General features: G+C 46.8%; 2 tRNA genes and 2 rRNA genes (1 of these 4 cut by a window edge). All 4 read right to left on the bottom strand.

The features are described 5' to 3' along the window. Nucleotides 1-1926: ribosomal RNA gene (locus tag ABD771_RS06075) — 23S ribosomal RNA — on the bottom strand (it extends 957 nt beyond the left edge of the window). A 129-nt stretch (nt 1927-2055) separates the two neighbouring features. After that, a tRNA-Ala gene (locus tag ABD771_RS06070) sits at nt 2056-2129 on the bottom strand. Between the two features lie 88 nt (nt 2130-2217). Continuing rightward, nucleotides 2218-2291 (bottom strand) — tRNA-Ile (locus ABD771_RS06065). Between the two features lie 82 nt (nt 2292-2373). Next, a 16S ribosomal RNA gene (locus ABD771_RS06060) occupies nt 2374-2500 on the bottom strand; the annotation flags it as partial.

Raw genomic sequence — 2500 nt, 5'->3', positions numbered from 1 at the left:
TTATAGTTACGGCCGCCGTTTACTGGGGCTTCAATTCAATGCTTCTCCGAAGATAACATCTCCTCTTAACCTTCCAGCACCGGGCAGGTGTCAGGCCCTATACTTCATCTTACGATTTTGCAGAGCCCTGTGTTTTTGATAAACAGTCGCCTGGACCTTTTCACTGCGGCCAGCATTGCTGCTGGCGACCTTTCTCCCGAAGTTACAGGTCTATTTTGCCTAATTCCTTAGCCATGAATCTCTCGAGCACCTTAGGATTCTCTCCTCGACTACCTGTGTCGGTTTACGGTACGGGTTCTTATAATCTAAGTTTAGAGGTTTTTCTTGGAAGCCCTTAGGCACACTATCTCTTTGTCCGAAGACTCCGAGTACTATCGTATTTCCCCAAGCCGCGTGGATTTGCCTGCGCAGCTTATAGGTAGGTACTTCAACGAACTATTCCGTCAGTTCGCGGTGCTTTCATCACTCCGTCACCCCATCACAATTATAAGAAGTACGGGAATATTAACCCGTTGGCCATCGACTGTCCCTTTCGGGTTCGCCTTAGGACCCGACTAACCCTCAGCTGATTAGCATAGCTGAGGAAACCTTAGTCTTTCGGTGTGCGGGTTTCTCGCCCGCATTATCGTTACTTATGCCTACATTTTCTTTTCTAACTAGTCCAGCATACCTTACGATACACCTTCAACCCTGTTAGAATGCTCCCCTACCACTTATACTTACGTATAAATCCATAGCTTCGGTAATATGCTTATGCCCGATTATTATCCATGCTCGTCCGCTCGACTAGTGAGCTGTTACGCACTCTTTAAATGAATGGCTGCTTCCAAGCCAACATCCTAGCTGTCTGGGCAGACAAACCTCGTTTTTTCAACTTAGCATATATTTGGGGACCTTAGCTGATGGTCTGGGTTCTTTCCCTCTCGGACATGGACCTTAGCACCCATGCCCTCACTGTTGGTAAACATTATATAGCATTCGGAGTTTGTCAGGAATTGGTAGGCGGTGAAGCCCCCGCATCCAATCAGTAGCTCTACCTCTATATAACTTTATGACCAACGCTGCACCTAAATGCATTTCGGGGAGTACGAGCTATTTCCGAGTTTGATTGGCCTTTCACCCCTACCCACAGGTCATCCGAAGACTTTTCAACGTCAACCGGTTCGGACCTCCACTATGTGTTACCACAGCTTCATCCTGCCCATGGGTAGATCACACGGTTTCGCGTCTAACACTACTGACTAAAGCGCCCTATTCAGACTCGCTTTCGCTACGGATCCGTGACTTAATCACTTAACCTTGCCAGCAACGTTAACTCGTAGGCTCATTATGCAAAAGGCACGCCGTCACCCCACGAAAGGGCTCCGACCGCTTGTAAGCGTATGGTTTCAGGATCTATTTCACTCCGTTATTCACGGTTCTTTTCACCTTTCCCTCACGGTACTGGTTCACTATCGGTCTCTCAGGAGTATTTAGCCTTAGCGGATGGTCCCGCCAAATTCAGACAGGGTTTCACGTGCCCCGCCCTACTCAGGATACCACTATCGTTATCTTCTCTTACTTATACGGGACTATCACCCTCTATGGTCAACCTTTCCAGGTTATTCTAATTCAATCCGCAACAAATGTCGTGGTCCTACAACCCCAGTATTGCCGTAACAACACTGGTTTGGGCTAATCCGCGTTCGCTCGCCACTACTTACGGAATCACTTTTGTTTTCTTCTCCTCCGCCTACTTAGATGTTTCAGTTCAGCGGGTTTGCCCACCTATCGGTGTACTATGTCTTCAACATAGTGGGTTGCCCCATTCGGATATCTACGGATCAATTCGTGTGTGCCAATCCCCGTAGCTTTTCGCAGCTTATCACGTCCTTCTTCGCCTCTGAGAGCCTAGGCATCCCCCATACGCCCTTATTTTGCTTATGCGCCGCCTAAATAATAAATTATTTAGGACTTATAATAAATACGCGATAAATCGCGCATCTACTGTGCTTTCTATTTCTTATTATTTTCTTATCTCAATATGTCAATGAACTTTTCTTCTTATCGAAGTTGTGGAGAATAACGGAGTCGAACCGTTGACCTCCTGCGTGCAAGGCAGGCGCTCTAGCCAGCTGAGCTAATCCCCCGATTTTTTAGTCGGCAGTTAACAGTTTTCAGTTAACAGACTTCAAACGGCTCACTCAACCTCTAAAATTTCCTTTAAACAAAACAAAGTAGTCCCGCCCAGACTCGAACTGGGGACCCCTACATTATCAGTGTAGTACTCTAACCAGCTGAGCTACGAGACTCTGTTTTTTGCTTTTGTATTATTTGAATTAACAGCAGAAAGTAAAACCTATCTCCTAGATATAGTCTATTATCATTCTCTAGAAAGGAGGTGTTCCAGCCGCACCTTCCGGTACGGCTACCTTGTTACGACTTAGCCCTAGTTACCAGTTTTACCCTAGGCAGCTCCTTGCGGTCACCGACTTCAGGTACCCCCAGCTTCCATGGCTTG

Source organism: Flavobacterium chungnamense (assembly GCF_039539165.1).
Classification (GTDB): Bacteria; Bacteroidota; Bacteroidia; order Flavobacteriales; family Flavobacteriaceae; genus Flavobacterium; species Flavobacterium chungnamense.
The sequence above is the reverse complement of the archived record's forward strand: the minus strand, read 5'-3'. Positions and strand labels throughout refer to the sequence as shown.